This is a genomic window from Vibrio sp. R78045, assembly GCF_042466085.1.
Lineage (GTDB): Bacteria > Pseudomonadota > Gammaproteobacteria > Enterobacterales > Vibrionaceae > Vibrio > Vibrio cyclitrophicus.
On sequence record NZ_JAXHBS010000008.1, the window covers coordinates 1,093,530 to 1,108,626 of the forward strand.

Sequence of the window (15,097 nt, forward strand, 5' to 3'; positions counted from 1 at the left end):
TGCAACCTTTTTCATTAGTCTTTTTTAGAAAAAATTTTACGGTAGGATAGCTGATATTTTTTAAGCGAAATTTTGCGTATGCACGATGTAATTGACTTCAACACTGCGACCTAATCGGTAAGTGTCTGTCAGTGGATTATAGTGCAGCCCAGTGATGCCGAGTTCTTGTAGAGATGTATTATCAATCATCTTGATAAGTTCAGCTGGGCGAATGAACTTGTCATGCTCGTGAGTGCCTTCAGGAACTATCTTTAGTAGCTTCTCTGCACCAACAATCGCAAACAAGTAAGATTTAAAATTGCGGTTCAACGTAGAGAAGAAAACGTGGCCATCCGGTTTGACCAATTTTGAACATGCGGTGATCACTGATTGTGGATCAGGCACGTGCTCTAGCATTTCCATGCAAGTGACCACGTCGTAAGTTTGTGGATTCTCTTCTGCGTGGTCTTCAATGGTACTTTGGATGTAATCGAGCTTGGTGCCAGTTTCTAGTGCGTGCAAGCGTGCCACTTCAAGTGGTTCTTTGCCCATGTCTAGCCCTGTCACTACAGCACCTTCGATTGCCATACTTTCCGCTAAAATGCCACCACCGCAACCAACATCGAGCACTTTCTTACCAAACAAACCTTCAGTTTTTTCTAGCACGTAGTTTAGGCGTAGTGGGTTGATTTGATGTAGAGGCTTAAATTCGCCTTCTAGATCCCACCAGCGTGACGCCATGTCTTCAAATTTCTTGATTTCTGCTGGGTCTACATTCTGTGATTTAGTCATAATCGGCATTTCCAAGTTAAATACGGCATCCATGAAATTGCAGGCATTATAACTTGCCTTTTCGCCTTGACCAGAAGATCTACAATTTTGCGAACTTATTGGGTGTAAAGTGACCATGTTTCAGCGAGATATGATGCGGAGGTGCAATTTCTCATCAATTGATTGGCTACAAGGGTCACAAGATGGTAAAAGGAGAGGGAAAGTGATGCCTCCGTAGGTAAATTTGTGTTATATTTTTCGGTCTTATACGTATTCAAAAATACGATCTGACTATAGAGGGAAAATGGCTCTATGAGCGATCTAGCGAAAGAGATCACGCCCGTAAATATTGAAGATGAGCTTAGAGGTTCATACCTAGACTACGCGATGTCCGTCATCGTTGGTCGTGCCCTTCCAGATGTGCGTGATGGCCTAAAACCTGTACACCGCCGCGTTTTGTTCGCGATGAATGTACTGGGTAATGATTGGAACAAACCATATAAAAAGTCTGCTCGTGTAGTAGGTGATGTAATCGGTAAATACCACCCGCATGGTGATAGTGCTGTATACGATACTATTGTTCGTATGGCTCAACCGTTCTCACTGCGTTACATGCTAGTTGATGGCCAAGGTAACTTTGGTTCTATCGATGGCGACTCCGCGGCTGCAATGCGTTATACCGAAGTTCGTATGGCGAAAATTGCTCACGAGCTCCTGGCTGACCTTGATAAGGAAACTGTGGACTACGTACCGAACTACGATGGTACAGAACAAATTCCAGCAGTACTTCCTACAAAAATTCCTAACCTATTGGTAAACGGTGCTTCTGGTATCGCAGTAGGTATGGCTACCAACATCCCACCACATAACCTTGGTGAAGTTGTTGATGGCTGTTTAGCATTTATCAATAATGAAGATATTACTATTGATGAGCTAATGGACTATATCCCTGGTCCTGACTTCCCGACAGCAGCACTTATCAGTGGTCGTAAAGGCATCGTAGATGCTTATAAAACTGGCCGCGGTAAAGTTTACATGCGTTCAAAAGCGAATATTGAAGTAGAGAAAAATGGTAAAGAAACCATTATCGTTACTGAGATTCCTTACCAAGTAAACAAAGCTCGCCTGATCGAGAAGATTGCTGAACTGGTTAAAGATAAGAAAGTTGAAGGCATCAGTGCTCTACGTGACGAATCTGATAAAGATGGTATGCGTATTGTTATTGAATGTAAGCGTGACGCTGTCGGTGAAGTTGTATTGAACAACCTTTACTCACAAACTCAACTGCAAACAACTTTCGGTATCAACATGGTTGCGCTGAACAATGGTCAACCACAGTTGTTCAACATCAAAGACATGCTTAAGTGCTTCGTAGACCACCGTCGCGAAGTTGTGACTCGTCGTACTATCTTTGAACTGAAGAAAGCGCGCGACCGTGCACACATCCTTGAAGCATTGTCTCTAGCACTTGCTAACATTGACGAAATCATCGAGCTTATCCGTAACGCTCCAACGCCTGCTGAAGCAAAAGCTGGTTTAGTAGCTCGCGGTTGGGAACTTGGTAACGTTGCAGCAATGCTTGAACGTGCAGGTACTGATGCGGCTCGTCCTGATTGGTTGGAAGATCAATACGGCATCCGCGATGGCCAATACTTCCTAACGGAAACACAAGCACAAGCTATTCTAGAGCTTCGTCTTCATCGCTTAACTGGCCTTGAACATGAGAAGATTCTAGACGAGTACAAAGCGCTTCTAGAAGAAATCGCTGAGCTAATGCACATTCTTGCAAGTACTGAGCGTTTGATGGAAGTTATCCGTGAAGAACTTGAAGCGGTACGTGAAATCTATGGCGACGCTCGTCGTACAGAAATCACAGCAGCGGTTCATGACATCGACATGGAAGAGCTGATTGCTCAAGAAGACGTTGTAGTAACGCTTTCTAACGCAGGTTATGTTAAGTACCAAATTCTAAGCGACTACGAAGCTCAGCGTCGTGGTGGTAAAGGTAAGAGTGCAACTAAGATGAAAGATGAGGATTACATTGAGCGTCTGCTTGTTGCTAATACTCACGATAACATCTTATGTTTCTCTACTCGTGGTAAGACGTACCGCCTGAAAGTTTACCAACTGCCTCAAGCAAGCCGCACCGCTCGTGGTAAGCCTATCGTTAACATTCTTCCTCTAGAAGAAGGTGAGCGTATTACGGCTATCCTGCCTGTCTCTGAGTTCTCTAACGAGAAATTCATCTTCATGGCAACAGGCGACGGTACAGTTAAGAAGACATCACTGGATCAATTCGCAAACGTACGTGCTAACGGCCTAATCGCAGTTAACCTACGTGACGATGATTCACTGATTGGCGTTGATATTACTGATGGTAATAGCGACATCATGCTGTTCTCTAAATCGGGCAAAGTTGTTCGCTTTAACGAGGACAAAGTACGTCCAATGGGTCGTACTGCATCTGGTGTTCGTGGTATGAAGCTTCCAGAAGACGATCAAGTGGTTTCACTGATTGTTCCTTCAAATGAAGGCGATATCCTAACTGTGACTCAAAACGGTTACGGTAAGCGTACTGAGTTGGCTGAATACCCAACGAAAGGCCGTGCAACGCAAGGTGTAGTATCTATCAAAGTCTCTGATCGTAATGGCCCAGTAGTTGGTGCTGTTCAGGTTGAAGAAGGCGATGAAATGATGATGATCACCGACGCAGGTACACTAGTACGTACTCGCGTGGCGGAAGTCAGCCAAGTTGGTCGTAACACTCAAGGTGTAACACTGATCCGTACTGCTGAAGATGAGAATGTTGTAGGTCTACAACGTATCGACGAAGTAGAAGAAGCTGAGATTGTTGAAGGCGAAGAAACTGAAGAAGCAAATGCTGACGCAGTAAACGCAGAAACAGTTAATGCAGAAGGAAAGGTCGTTTCTGAATCAAATGAAGAGCAAGCATCCGATGCTTCTGACTCTGAGAGTGATAGCGAGCAAGATACTGAGTAATCTCGATTACACTAAGTAATTAAGAGTACCAATGAAAAAACCGAGCCTAAGTGCTCGGTTTTTTATTACCTGTCATTTCATTTTTCTTATCAGTTCGTTTAGGTCTTAGAGCAGACCTTAACCTGTCGCTTTTATGCAAAAGTTTGAGCACTAAATCTCGAACGCTAAACTTTGATCAATAACGAGGCAGAACGAAAGCGATAGAGTAGGAGATAAAGCTAAATAAAAGGATGTGGAATGGATATCTGGTTGTTGGTTGCTTTACTATTAATGAGTCTGTTTTTTATCGCGTTTGTTATTGCCGCGAGCAAAAATGGCCGTCATTTAAAAGGCAATGCGATGATTTCGCTTATCGCTGTGGTTTTGAGTGTGCTTGTCTGGTTTCAGCTTAAACAAGAGTTACCTCAATTTCCTTTAGATGATAGCGATAGCTACACGGCAACAGATTTCCAAGATGAGCTTCAGCAGAGCCTTGAGCAAGACCCAAATCAATCCGATTTGTGGTTTAAGCTTGGTGGTGTGTACATGCAAAAAGGGGAGTTTGATGCGGCATTCACTTGCTACGATTATGCGATTCGATTAGATCCTCAAGCACCTTCTGGTATTTATGCTGCTAAAGCTACTGCACTTTATTACCTTAGCTCCCAGGCGATGAGTGATGAGGTCAAGAGGCTATTAAATCAGTCGATGCAGCTTGATCCAAACGATCGTACCGCCTTAATGTTGATTGCGACCGATCACTTCATTAGTATGCGCTATCGACAAGCGATCGATGCGTGGACTCAAATCCTCGATTCCAATCAAAAGGGCATTGATCGTGTTTCGATTATTCATTCGATCAACCAAGCCAAAGAGATGATCCGCTAGGCTTGGTCAATAAGCTTGTTGTTCCTGAATAAATTTTGAAACTATTTACCTTTGAAGTAATTCGACTCTAAAGTGATTAATTTCTAAAATCATTATTTTCCGTATCTATTGGCTTTCGATCATTTCAGTTAAACCACCTGCGTTATGGATTTGAGTAAATCCTTGATCACGCAAGAACTGATAAGCTTGCCCTGAGCGATTACCACTGCGGCAATACAAAACGATCGGTTGGTCTTTCTCAATATTAGCAAAGTGAGTCGCTACTTCTGAAAGAGGGTAGTTGATGGCGTTGTCTAGATGCCCTTGTTCGAACTCTGCAGGTGTTCTTACATCAATGACTAATGCACCTTTCTCTATCAACTCCCACCCTGTCTCTGCGCGCTCTGATGCGTTAACGCCTGAACTGAGTAGTGTAATGCATAATGCTAAAAGCGAAAATAAGGTCTTCATTTTTGACTCCTTGAATTAGCAAACGGTCATTGGAAAGTACGTATTGATTTGAATGCTTCAAACCCAACACTGAATATTTAAAACAAAAAACCAGCCACACAACAATAGTGTGACTGGTTTTTACCTAACGGTCTATTTGAAGAAACTAGTATTCGTAGTTGGCTTCACGCTTTTCAGCTTGCTCTTCCCATTTAGGAACAACCGTGTCTAAGAAGTGCTGTTTCTCTGCGTTCATCTTATCCATGTCCATTCCAAGCGCTTTTTGAGCCGCTTCTTTGGTCGAGATATCTGGAATTTCGATTGGATCGGTGATGCCTTTCTTCGCCAGTAGACGAACAATTTTAGTTCGAGCATCCGCTGCGCGATCAACGGCAGTACCTAGTACTTCTAGAGCGATTTCAGGTGCGTGCATATGAATACCGTGAGACGCAATAGCGTAGTCCCAACGCCATTGAGCGTGACGGATATCCAGTAGGATAGGCTCCATCTCTTGCTCTGTCGCACCGGCTTCCCATGCCGCACCTGCTTCAAAGTGAGCGGCTACGATTTGCTTCTCAGCAGTCAGCTTCATGTTCAGAACTTGTGCTTTACGGCTTGAAACGATGTTACGCATGGTTTCTTTCGATTGAGTGTGACAGTTTGCACATGTATCTTCGAAGCGGTCGAATGGGTTACCCACTTTATGGTCGGTATAAACAGTGCCATCTTCTTTGGTCACTTTCGGCATATGACAGTCTGCACAGACGACTTTATTTTTGCCGTGGATACCTTCACGCCATGTTTCGAAACCAGGGTGCTGTGCTTTCAGCATTGGTGCTTTCGATACTTTATGAGTCCAATCTTTAAAGTTGATCGCATCATAGTAACGTTCCATATCGCCGACGGTTGTACCTTGGTCCCAAGGGAATTTCACGCCTTTGGTTGGCCCGGTGAAGTAGTATTCCACATGACATTGGGCACAAACTGAAGCTTGTTGGTCTAAACGGCTTTGCTCATCAAACTTTTTACCAATTGCTTCAAATGCACGTTCAACATAAGGACGAGTGACCTTCAGTGCTGGCTCACCATTTTTGAAGCCTTCGCTTTGGGTATCGTGACAGTCTGAACATCCAATAGGGTTAATGATCTCGTTACCAAGACGCGCCCATTTACCCTCGAAGTAACCATCTTCGCCACGCTCTTCGATAACACGCGCTACATCTGGGCTCTTACAGCTCCAACACGCCATTGGCATAGGGCCAGAATTTTCGTCCGTCGGTCCGCCAGTACGAAGTGTTTGTCGTACATCGTCAATCGCATAAAAGTGACCACGAGCCTTGTTGTAATCTTTTGCAAAGCCGTAGCCAGCCCACATGATAACCATGTTCGGATCTTCTTTTAGTGCGTCTTCAATGGTTTCGCTTTCTGACGTCTGTCTCCATGAATGATATTGATCTGGGTGATTTTGCTCGAACTGATCGTTACGAGGATCGCCAATTTCTTTTTGTTCAGGCGCAGCAAAACTGGTCGCGCTTGCTAGTGATGCGCTAACCATTAATAGTGCTGTGACCGAATTACGTATCCAATGCTTTTTCACAGTGATATCTCCAATATACTGATTTTTATACCAAGCGTTGTGAGTTTGCTATTCAAATTAAGAACTGGAGAATTCCTGTTTATATTAATTCATAATTGAACACATTTTGTTACGTGTTGGATATAGATTGTCCCAGATCAATTTATGACAGTGACCTTAATCACGCTGAAGTTTATATAACCCTAAAGTGGTATTTAAAGTTAGATTGATTAGAATTTAACTGAGAATTATTATCATATATAACAAACAATTACCTAAATTGACCATGATGTAAATAGGGTGATTGCGTTCACAAATTAACCTGTCGAAATTTCATGTTACCCAATTAGAGGTATATTCTAACAATAGAAAGCGTTGTGGCTTATCCAAAATAAGAATTGATATCATTTAAGCGGTAATAATATCGTTTAAGGGTACTTTTGTTTAACCGGAATATTATTTAGTTGAGAGTTAAATAATGCCGGTATAAGGAAAGGATAAAATGGGCAATATTAAATTGGCCATAGTCATAATGCTTAAATCCCTTCTAGCATTCTGCCTCTATGGTTATTCCATTCATGCTGTTGCTGAGCCTGCTGTTACGCCAGTAGGAGAATCAACAAGACATGAAGTCGAATTAATCCGCGACAAAGACTACAAGTGTGTTCAATGCCATAAAGATTCAAAAGAAACGGTATTGGGTTCACATGGTGAAAGTGCACACGCTTTGCTTGGCCGCGAAGTAAATTGTACCGACTGTCATAGTTCTATTAGCCCCGATCACCGTGAAGGTGCACCTAAAGTGGTGAAGTATCGTGAGGCTCAATCACAACCTGGAACCGAGAAGGTTTTCTTAGACCCTAAATTAATCCTAGATGCCAATAGCCAATGTATCGATTGTCACCAACCTGATGATCTCCGCGAAGCGAGTTGGACTCACGATGTTCACGCGCAAAACTTAACGTGTTCAAACTGCCATGATGTTCATGCGACTGAAGCAAAGGTGTTGGGCTTAGATAAGAAGCAAACCATCAAGCTGTGTGTGGATTGCCATTCAGACTTCAACCAGAAGAAAGAAGAGGAGTAATCTATGAGTTGCTCAAGAAGAAACTTTTTAGCAGGCGCGGGTGCCGTTATTTTTACCACAGGTGTAGCGGGAACTGCGGCGGTAACAAGTCGCAAGACGCTAGCTAATGTTCAAGAAGATGGCACTAAACGTTATGGAATGATTCATGACGAAACCGCTTGTATTGGTTGTACCGCCTGTACCGAAGCATGTCGTGAAGTAAACAAAGTACCTGAAGGTGTATCGCGCTTAGAAATTATTAAGAGTGAGCCCCAAGGCGAATATCCCAATGTTGATTACCGTTTTACTCGTAACTCTTGCCAGCATTGTGATAACGCACCTTGTGTGATGGTTTGCCCAACAGGCGCGGCCTACAAAGATGAAAAAACGGGCATTGTCGATGTGCATCAAGAGAAGTGCGTCGGTTGTGGTTATTGTCTATTGGCTTGCCCATACCAAGTGCGCTTTTTCCATCCAGAAAACAAGTCCGCAGATAAGTGTAACTTCTGTCGAGACACTAATTTAGCACAAGGGAAGTTGCCGGCTTGTGTCGAATCTTGCCCAACCAAAGCGCTGACATTCGGTGATTTGAATGACCCTAAGAGTGAGATAAACCGAGTACTTCAATCCGAGGTGGTTTACAGAGATAAAGCCTATCTAGGCACTCAACCAAAACTCTATAAAGTGCCACACCAAAAAGGGGAGATTTGATTATGAGTGCATGGGACGCAGCTTTTCAGTCTGGTACGGTGGTATGGGACTGGATTATAGCAATCTATCTATTTCTCGCGGGGATGTCGGCGGGTGCCGTAATGATCTCCATTTACCTAAAACGTAAGGTCATTGAAGGCGATCCTGCTCATAATGGTGTGCTAAAGGCCACGGCTTTTCTTGCGCCATTTGGGATCATTTCAGGTCTGCTTATCTTGGTTTTCCACCTGACAAAACCGTTATCCTTTTGGAAGATCATGATCTTCTATAATCCAACGTCTGTGATGTCGATGGGTGTGATCTTATTCCAAGTATATATGGTGATCCTATTCCTTTGGATCGGCATTATATTTAGAGATCAAATAGTCGTGTTTTTGAATGATCAAGCATGGCTAAAAGGGCGACTTGATTTTGTCGGTAACTGGATTGGCAAATTAGAGGTGTTTGAGAATGCTTTGGAAATATTCCTAGCGGTTCTCGCATTGATGCTTGCTGCTTATACGGGCTTCTTGCTGTCAGCTTTAAATACCTTCCCACTATTGAATAACCCAGTACTGCCGATCTTGTTCTTGTTCTCGAGTTTATCTTCGGGTGCGGCGGCGTGTATTTTATTTGGTGTGTTGGTCTTTAAAGAATCACCTCATAGCCCGAGTATTTCATGGATCCACGGATTCGAACGCCCGGTCGTGATGTTTGAGTTGTTTGTTCTTATTACTTTCTTTACTGGGCTGATCTTCGCTGGTGGTCAAAGTGAGCAAGCAGTCTGGAACGCAATCGGCAGTGGATTCTGGGCGAACTGGTTCTGGTACGGCGTCATCGGTGTTGGCATGGTTTTACCATTGTTGTTGAATGCAGTGACACCAACTTCAATTCGCCATAGCTCGGTGTATATTTTCTCCGTGACTTCGCTAAGTCTAATGGGCGTATTAATGCTGCGAACTTTTGTTCTTTACGCAGGGCAATTAACGCTCGCTTAAGTTTGTTAGTGAGTGGATGTTGGACAATTGACATCTGCTCACTAGATACCGTTTCGTTGAGCAACAGAAGCTAGTTGAGTAACAGGAGCTAGTTGGTCAATAAAAGCGAATAACGGTTTAACTTGGCTCTGCTCCGGTAGAGTCTTATTGAGGTGATATGGTCGGTTCTTTGGGGCTGTTTAGTTTAGTGTTGGTTGCTGTGCTCAGTAGCCTTATTGGCGTGCATTCGTTTTATCAAATGCTAAATAAACGGGCGCAAAATCTAGGCTTAATCCGCAGTTTCTCTCTTTCAAGTGCATTTTTTTCTCTCACTTCTGTCGCATTGCTTGGCTATGCCTTTGTCAGTGATGACTTCTCTATTCTCTATGTCGCTGAACATTCAAATACCCAATTACCCTCATTTTTTAAGCTTGCGGCCGTATGGGCAGGACATGAAGGTTCCTTGTTGTTTTGGGTACTGACGATCAGCGTCTGGTCTGGCGTGATCGCCTTACAAAAACACTATTCGAATGAATACCAAAGCCGAGTGCTGTGGGTGATGAACCTACTGCTCGCGATATTTGCTTGGTTCACGTTATTCGCATCAAATCCGTTTGAAATGAATTCGATCTTGCCGCTAGAAGGGCGTGACCTTAACCCAATGTTGCAAGATGTCGGTCTGATTTTTCACCCGCCATTGCTTTACCTTGGCTATGTCGGCTTTTCTGTGGTGCTGGCATTTGCAGTTGCTGCTTTGCTGGTTGATCCAATAGAATTTGATTGGGTTGTCCATTGCCGAAGTGGGTGTCTTGTTGCGTGGATCTTTTTAACTGCAGGGATCATTCTTGGCTCTTGGTGGGCGTATTACGAATTAGGCTGGGGCGGCTGGTGGTTCTGGGATCCGGTTGAGAATGCCAGCTTGCTGCCATGGCTTACTTCGACAGCTTTACTGCATAGTCTAGGCGTTGCCAAGGGTAAGCAACAGCTTCTTAAGTGGTCTCTTAGCCTTGCTTTCATTACATTTTGCTTGAGTATCTTAGGCACGTTTATTGTTCGTTCTGGCGTACTTACATCGGTACACGCTTTTGCAGTTGACCCAACCAAAGGTATCGCACTACTACTTATATTAGTGCTGGTGCTGGTGAGTTCATTTTCTCTGCTTATCATCAGAGAGGAGTCTTTTGAATCAAGTCCGATTACGAGTTTCGCCAGTAAGAGCTTTTTGAGTTTAGTCGCCGTGCTCATTTTTGTTTTGGCAACGACAGTTGTGGTGTTTGGTACGTTTTATCCAATGATCTTTGAACTGCTTGGGTTAGGGAACATATCGGTAGGTGCGCCTTACTTTAACCTACTGATTGCGCCTTTGGCTTTGCTCGCACTTGGTGTGATTGGTTTAGCCCCATTGTTGAGCGTTAAACCTCAAGCAACCAAAGGTGTTATTTTATTGTTAGCTGTGTTGTCGTTGGCATTGGGTTACGTTTGTTATTCATGGCAAGTGGAACAAGTCCAACGACAAGTGATGGTTTTGATGACATGGTCACTCGCATTTTGGGTTTTACTTACTCATGTTTATGGCTTAGCGGTAACGCGCAGTTCCAAGTTCCAACGCAAAGTCTGGGTGATGACATTTGCTCATGTTGGTATTGCGGTCTTGGCTATAGGCGCTGCAATGAACAGTTACCACTCGTTTGAGCGCAGCTATAAACTAAGCCCAGGTACACAAGTAGAGTTCATGGGTTGGACGCTTTCTCATCGGGATACTGAGCTTTATGTCGCCTCAAATTTTACCGCAGAGAAGGCGATACTTAAGCTAGAAACTGGCGAGCAAAGTTTTTCCATTACACCTGAAAGAAGACATTACCAAGTTCGAGTGATGAACATGAGCGAGCCCGCAATGAAATGGTTCTGGCATGGCGATGTGTATATCACCATGGGCGAGAAAATAGACTCAGCAGCCTATGCATTTCGTGTTCAATACAAGGCGTATGCGCGCTGGATCTGGTTTGGCGGGTTGTTCTCCATTATCGGCGCTTTACTCTCATTGACTCATCGTAAAAAGAAAACTGATAAGGCTGCACAGTATGCATACCAGCGTTCGTAACAAGCTAATTACTCTCATTGTCTTGGCATTAATAGTGGTGTTGGGATTTGTCTTTGCGCTTGACAGTAAGCAACAAACGACCAGCGTTTCAGAGCAAAAAAGGGCATTTCCAGAATTCATATCTACTGCGTTAGTGAATAGTGAAAGCGTCAGTGGTCAGCAGGAAATTACGCTCGCTGATGTCACACAGCATCCTTACCAACTGGTCAATGTATGGGCTTCATGGTGCGGTATTTGTAAAACGGAACATGCTTTTCTGACCGAGTTGCGAAAGAAAGGCATTCCAATTGTTGGGCTAAATTATCGGGATAATTCAGGGACAGCGATCAATGTGTTATTGAGCGACGGCAATCCGTACTCAGTAGTGATCAGTGATCCTCAAGGTAAACTGGCGCTAGAGTTGGGCGTAATTGGAACCCCTGAAACGTATCTAGTCGATGCCAATGGCCAGATCATTAAAAAGCTATTGGGCGTGATTAATGAAACGGTATGGAAAGATGAACTTGCGATGTATTTTGATGGTGTGAATGGATGATGAAGTCTCTAATACAAACGTTGTTTATGCTGTCAGCTCTTGTAGTGATTAGCCTTCCTACCATGGCTGAAGAGTTGTTTACTGCCAGTAATAAAGATACGAGTATTCAAGTTGAACTGTTTGAGTTTGAAAACCCAGAACAACAGCAACGTGCTATCAGCTTGGCGAAAACGTTACGCTGTCCACAATGTCAAAACCAAAATCTGATTGAATCCAACTCACCGATAGCAAAAGACTTACGCCTTATTGTGTTCAATATGGTGAAAGCAGGGCATAGTAATAATGAAATTACTCAATATATGACGGAAAGGTTTGGTGAATTTGTGCTTTATAAACCAGCAATGAACACCTCTAACTTATTGCTCTGGTTGATGCCAAGTGTTCTTTTTTTTCTATTTATATATTTATCAATAAAAAGCGTTAGAAAGAGCTCATAAAAATTATGTATTACTGTTTACGAATTGACCTGTATTTTGTAACATTAAAGGATTATAAAGGCTAAGCACTGTTATATAAGGATGTATCTGTGGACAACGTAATCTCAAATTTAAAGAAAGAGTTCTATACTCATGTCCGATCTGACAAATGGGCAAAAAAATACAGTGCTAAATCGAGCATTTCTACGCTTACGCAGGAAGAACTGACTGAACTTGAGAATGCTTGGGTGCAACTTGTCATCTGGAAGCAAACCCAAGTAAGTTGATCGTGCTGTAAAAAGTATCGCCTTAGCCGCACCAGATAAATTTATAACCCCATGTTGGTCATCCCAATGTGGGGTTTTTTGTTGCTTGAAAAATAATTGTTATAATATAACAATTTGTGCGTGGTCGACCTTGAAAAAAATTGTTAACAGCCTCATAGTGTCTATCATTAGATAGTTCGCTACAAAATATTGCCTAGACATATAGCGTAGTGTTGTTAAATACATAGAATTTTCAAGTGAGTATAGCTATGGCGGAAGTACGTGCCAGAATAGATTTCAAAGTAGGGGTAACAAGCAGCATTGATGCTGAACTTCTGTCTTTTCATGGGTTGAAAACAGATAAAGAGCATGTTGCTGTGATATTTAAGTCAGCAGATAAGACACAAGACATACCTCTTGTTCGTATGCACTCTGAGTGTCTTACTGGTGATGTATTCCATTCTTCTCGCTGTGACTGTGGCGAGCAGCTAGACGAAACTATAAGAATTATGGGCGAAACGGGCGGAGTGATTCTTTATCTTCGTCAAGAAGGCCGCGGTATTGGTTTGTACAACAAAATCGATGCATACCGCCTTCAAAGTGAAGGTATGAACACCTACGAAGCCAACAACCACTTAGGTTTTGGTGATGACTTACGCGATTTTACTGAAGCAGCTGAAATGCTACGTGCTTTAGGTACGACCAAAATCCGCTTGGTGACCAATAACCCTAAGAAAATCAATGAATTGAAATCTTTTGGTATTGAAATTGAAGAAGTAGTGAACACGTCTGCTCATATCAAATCAGGTAACGAAAGCTATCTGAAGGCGAAAGTCTCACACGGTAAGCACAACCTGGATATCTAATCCATTGACTTGTTGCGCCTAACACAAAAATGTTTAAAGACCTCACTCATGTGAGGTTTTTTTGTATTTATCTTGCAATAAAATTGTAAGTTTGTATTATTCAAATCCGTAGTGTAAATGATAATGGTTTGCACTATTACTACGAATAATAATTTAAAGCTCAACAAGGATGCTTCATGACCATTAAATCTTTAGTGACAAAAGCGGTAACTTCGTCACTCATTTTTGCCTCGGCTTCTACTTTCGCTGCAGTAACTCAAGATCAAGTTGTAGAACACTACGCAGATATTGCTCATGCGGTGTTCGCTGATTCAGTAATTACAGCAAAAGCGTTGAATTCTTCTATTGATACCTTCTTAGCTTCTCCTTCTGCTGGCAATTTCGAACAAGTAAAACAAGCTTGGCTTGAGTCTCGCGTACCTTACCAGCAATCAGAAGTATTCCGATTCGGTAACGCTGTTGTTGATGATTGGGAAGGTCAATTAAACGCATGGCCACTTGATGAAGGTTTGATCGATTACGTATCTTCGGATTACCAATATGAACTTGGTAACGAAGGCGCAAGCGCAAACATCGTTGCGAACAAGACTTTCCAAATTGGTCAGACTACCGTTGATGCAACGAACATCACTCCTGAGCTAATTGCAGACCTTAACGAGATCGGTGGTTCTGAAGCAAACGTAGCGTCTGGTTATCACGCAATTGAATTCCTACTTTGGGGTCAAGATTTGAACGGCACAAACAGCGGTGCAGGTCAGCGTGCTTATACTGATTTTGTTGTTGGTGCTGAATGTACAAACGGCAACTGTGACCGTCGTGGCGCATACCTAAAAGCATCAGCTGAACTCCTTATCCAAGATCTAGAGTGGATGGAAAAGCAGTGGGCTGAAGGCGAGAAAGGCAACTACCGTCAAGAACTTCTTGCTGAATCTAGCGAAAACGGTTTGCGTAAAATGCTATTTGGAATGGGCTCACTATCTCTAGGTGAGCTAGCGGGTGAGCGTATGAAGGTGGCTTTAGAAGCTAACTCTACTGAAGACGAGCACGATTGTTTCTCTGATAACACTCACAACTCTCACTACTACAACGAGCAAGGCATCTACAACGTTTACACGGGCCTATACAAGCGTGAAGACGGTACTCTACTTTCAGGTCCAAGCCTGTTTGACCTAGTAGAGCAAAAAGATGAGCAAGCTGCGAAAGAGATCCAAAAGCAGTTTGACTTAGCACGTGCACAAGTAGGTGAATTAGTAACGTCTGCAGAGAAAAACAACCAGCATTTCGATCAGCTAATCGCTGCCGACAACGCTGCGGGTAACGCATTAGTGAACAAAACAATTGTTGCGCTAGTATCTCAAACCGCTGCAATCGAACGCGCTGCTGGTGTTATTGGCATTGATAGCCTAAACCCAGACACGGCTGATCACGAGTTCTAAGAACCCGAGGTTAATACCAATCGTAGTAAATAACTGGTCAGCCTAGCTAGTTAAAACGCTCGATAACGGCGTTGTAATTTTTGATTGTAGAATAACTACTTATCAGAAAATCACGCCTTGTT

At 43.1% G+C, this 15,097-nt stretch carries 14 protein-coding genes; 11 read left to right on the forward strand and 3 right to left on the reverse strand.

Translation table 11 applies throughout. The features are described from left to right. Positions 1 to 60 precede the first annotated feature (60 nt). Positions 61 to 804 (reverse strand): bifunctional 2-polyprenyl-6-hydroxyphenol methylase/3-demethylubiquinol 3-O-methyltransferase UbiG, encoded by a 744-nt coding sequence (gene ubiG / locus SJY39_RS07420; protein WP_016769292.1) that lies wholly within the window; start codon positions 802 to 804, stop codon positions 61 to 63. 258 nt (positions 805 to 1,062) lie between these two features. Between ubiG and gyrA the strand changes: the two genes are divergently transcribed. Both gyrA and SJY39_RS07430 read left to right on the forward strand, forming a co-directional pair. Beyond that, positions 1,063 to 3,750 carry a DNA gyrase subunit A gene (gyrA, locus tag SJY39_RS07425; protein WP_010438123.1) on the forward strand — a complete coding sequence of 896 codons (2,688 nt, stop codon included), beginning with the start codon at positions 1,063 to 1,065 and terminating at the stop codon, positions 3,748 to 3,750. 237 nt (positions 3,751 to 3,987) lie between these two features. After that, a complete protein-coding gene (locus SJY39_RS07430; RefSeq protein WP_010438125.1) occupies positions 3,988 to 4,617 on the forward strand; it encodes a tetratricopeptide repeat protein in 630 nt (209 codons plus the stop codon). A gap of 105 nt (positions 4,618 to 4,722) precedes the next feature. Here the strand turns inward: SJY39_RS07430 and SJY39_RS07435 are convergent, their stop codons facing one another. Both SJY39_RS07435 and nrfA read right to left on the reverse strand, forming a co-directional pair. Beyond that, a complete protein-coding gene (locus tag SJY39_RS07435) occupies positions 4,723 to 5,067 on the reverse strand; it encodes a rhodanese-like domain-containing protein (protein ID WP_010438127.1) in 345 nt (114 codons plus the stop codon). Positions 5,068 to 5,212: 145 nt separating this feature from the next. Continuing rightward, positions 5,213 to 6,643: an ammonia-forming nitrite reductase cytochrome c552 subunit gene (gene nrfA / locus SJY39_RS07440; protein ID WP_010438130.1), complete on the reverse strand. Its 1,431-nt coding sequence runs from the start codon at positions 6,641 to 6,643 to the stop codon at positions 5,213 to 5,215. Positions 6,644 to 7,124: 481 nt separating this feature from the next. Here nrfA and nrfB point away from each other — a divergent pair, with 481 nt between their 5' ends. From nrfB to SJY39_RS07485, 9 genes are all read left to right on the forward strand, one after another. After that, a complete protein-coding gene (gene nrfB, locus SJY39_RS07445) occupies positions 7,125 to 7,709 on the forward strand; it encodes a cytochrome c nitrite reductase pentaheme subunit (RefSeq protein WP_010438133.1) in 585 nt (194 codons plus the stop codon). 3 nt (positions 7,710 to 7,712) lie between these two features. Continuing rightward, positions 7,713 to 8,399: a cytochrome c nitrite reductase Fe-S protein gene (gene nrfC / locus SJY39_RS07450; RefSeq protein ID WP_010438136.1), complete on the forward strand. Its 687-nt coding sequence runs from the start codon at positions 7,713 to 7,715 to the stop codon at positions 8,397 to 8,399. Positions 8,400 to 8,401: 2 nt separating this feature from the next. Then, complete coding sequence (gene nrfD / locus SJY39_RS07455) at positions 8,402 to 9,376, forward strand: cytochrome c nitrite reductase subunit NrfD (RefSeq protein ID WP_016791333.1); 975 nt, start codon at positions 8,402 to 8,404, stop codon at positions 9,374 to 9,376. Positions 9,377 to 9,533: 157 nt separating this feature from the next. Further along, positions 9,534 to 11,456 carry a heme lyase CcmF/NrfE family subunit gene (locus SJY39_RS07460; protein WP_016790981.1) on the forward strand — a complete coding sequence of 641 codons (1,923 nt, stop codon included), beginning with the start codon at positions 9,534 to 9,536 and terminating at the stop codon, positions 11,454 to 11,456. Next, positions 11,437 to 11,991, forward strand: coding sequence for a DsbE family thiol:disulfide interchange protein (locus SJY39_RS07465; RefSeq protein ID WP_010438146.1), 555 nt, complete (start codon positions 11,437 to 11,439; stop codon positions 11,989 to 11,991). Before SJY39_RS07460 ends, SJY39_RS07465 begins: the two co-directional genes overlap by 20 nt. Then, the gene (nrfF, locus tag SJY39_RS07470) at positions 11,988 to 12,428 is read left to right on the forward strand and encodes a heme lyase NrfEFG subunit NrfF (RefSeq protein ID WP_016788537.1); all 441 of its coding nucleotides are present in this window, start codon (positions 11,988 to 11,990) and stop codon (positions 12,426 to 12,428) included. The genes SJY39_RS07465 and nrfF overlap by 4 nt, the downstream gene beginning before the upstream one ends. A gap of 89 nt (positions 12,429 to 12,517) precedes the next feature. After that, entirely contained in the window at positions 12,518 to 12,694 is a 177-nt protein-coding gene (locus tag SJY39_RS07475; RefSeq protein WP_010438149.1) for a hypothetical protein, read from the forward strand. A gap of 248 nt (positions 12,695 to 12,942) precedes the next feature. Next, on the forward strand, positions 12,943 to 13,539 hold the full coding sequence (gene ribA, locus SJY39_RS07480) for a GTP cyclohydrolase II (RefSeq protein WP_009848836.1): 597 nt from the start codon (positions 12,943 to 12,945) through the stop codon (positions 13,537 to 13,539). A 176-nt stretch (positions 13,540 to 13,715) separates the two neighbouring features. After that, complete coding sequence (locus SJY39_RS07485; RefSeq protein WP_016769290.1) at positions 13,716 to 14,975, forward strand: imelysin family protein; 1,260 nt, start codon at positions 13,716 to 13,718, stop codon at positions 14,973 to 14,975. The last annotated feature ends 122 nt before the right edge of the window (positions 14,976 to 15,097 follow it).

Excerpts from the sequence above, each read along its gene's own strand:
- ubiG (WP_016769292.1), bottom strand. The coding sequence starts at position 804 with ATGGATGCCGTATTTAACTTGGAAATGCCGATTATGACTAAATCACAG.
- gyrA (WP_010438123.1), top strand. The coding sequence starts at position 1,063 with ATGAGCGATCTAGCGAAAGAGATCACGCCCGTAAATATTGAAGATGAG.
- nrfF (WP_016788537.1), top strand. The coding sequence starts at position 11,988 with ATGATGAAGTCTCTAATACAAACGTTGTTTATGCTGTCAGCTCTTGTA.
- SJY39_RS07435 (WP_010438127.1), bottom strand. The coding sequence starts at position 5,067 with ATGAAGACCTTATTTTCGCTTTTAGCATTATGCATTACACTACTCAGT.
- ribA (WP_009848836.1), top strand. The coding sequence starts at position 12,943 with ATGGCGGAAGTACGTGCCAGAATAGATTTCAAAGTAGGGGTAACAAGC.
- nrfB (WP_010438133.1), top strand. The coding sequence starts at position 7,125 with ATGGGCAATATTAAATTGGCCATAGTCATAATGCTTAAATCCCTTCTA.
- SJY39_RS07460 (WP_016790981.1), top strand. The coding sequence starts at position 9,534 with ATGGTCGGTTCTTTGGGGCTGTTTAGTTTAGTGTTGGTTGCTGTGCTC.
- SJY39_RS07485 (WP_016769290.1), top strand. The coding sequence starts at position 13,716 with ATGACCATTAAATCTTTAGTGACAAAAGCGGTAACTTCGTCACTCATT.
- nrfC (WP_010438136.1), top strand. The coding sequence starts at position 7,713 with ATGAGTTGCTCAAGAAGAAACTTTTTAGCAGGCGCGGGTGCCGTTATT.
- nrfD (WP_016791333.1), top strand. The coding sequence starts at position 8,402 with ATGAGTGCATGGGACGCAGCTTTTCAGTCTGGTACGGTGGTATGGGAC.
- SJY39_RS07430 (WP_010438125.1), top strand. The coding sequence starts at position 3,988 with ATGGATATCTGGTTGTTGGTTGCTTTACTATTAATGAGTCTGTTTTTT.
- SJY39_RS07465 (WP_010438146.1), top strand. The coding sequence starts at position 11,437 with ATGCATACCAGCGTTCGTAACAAGCTAATTACTCTCATTGTCTTGGCA.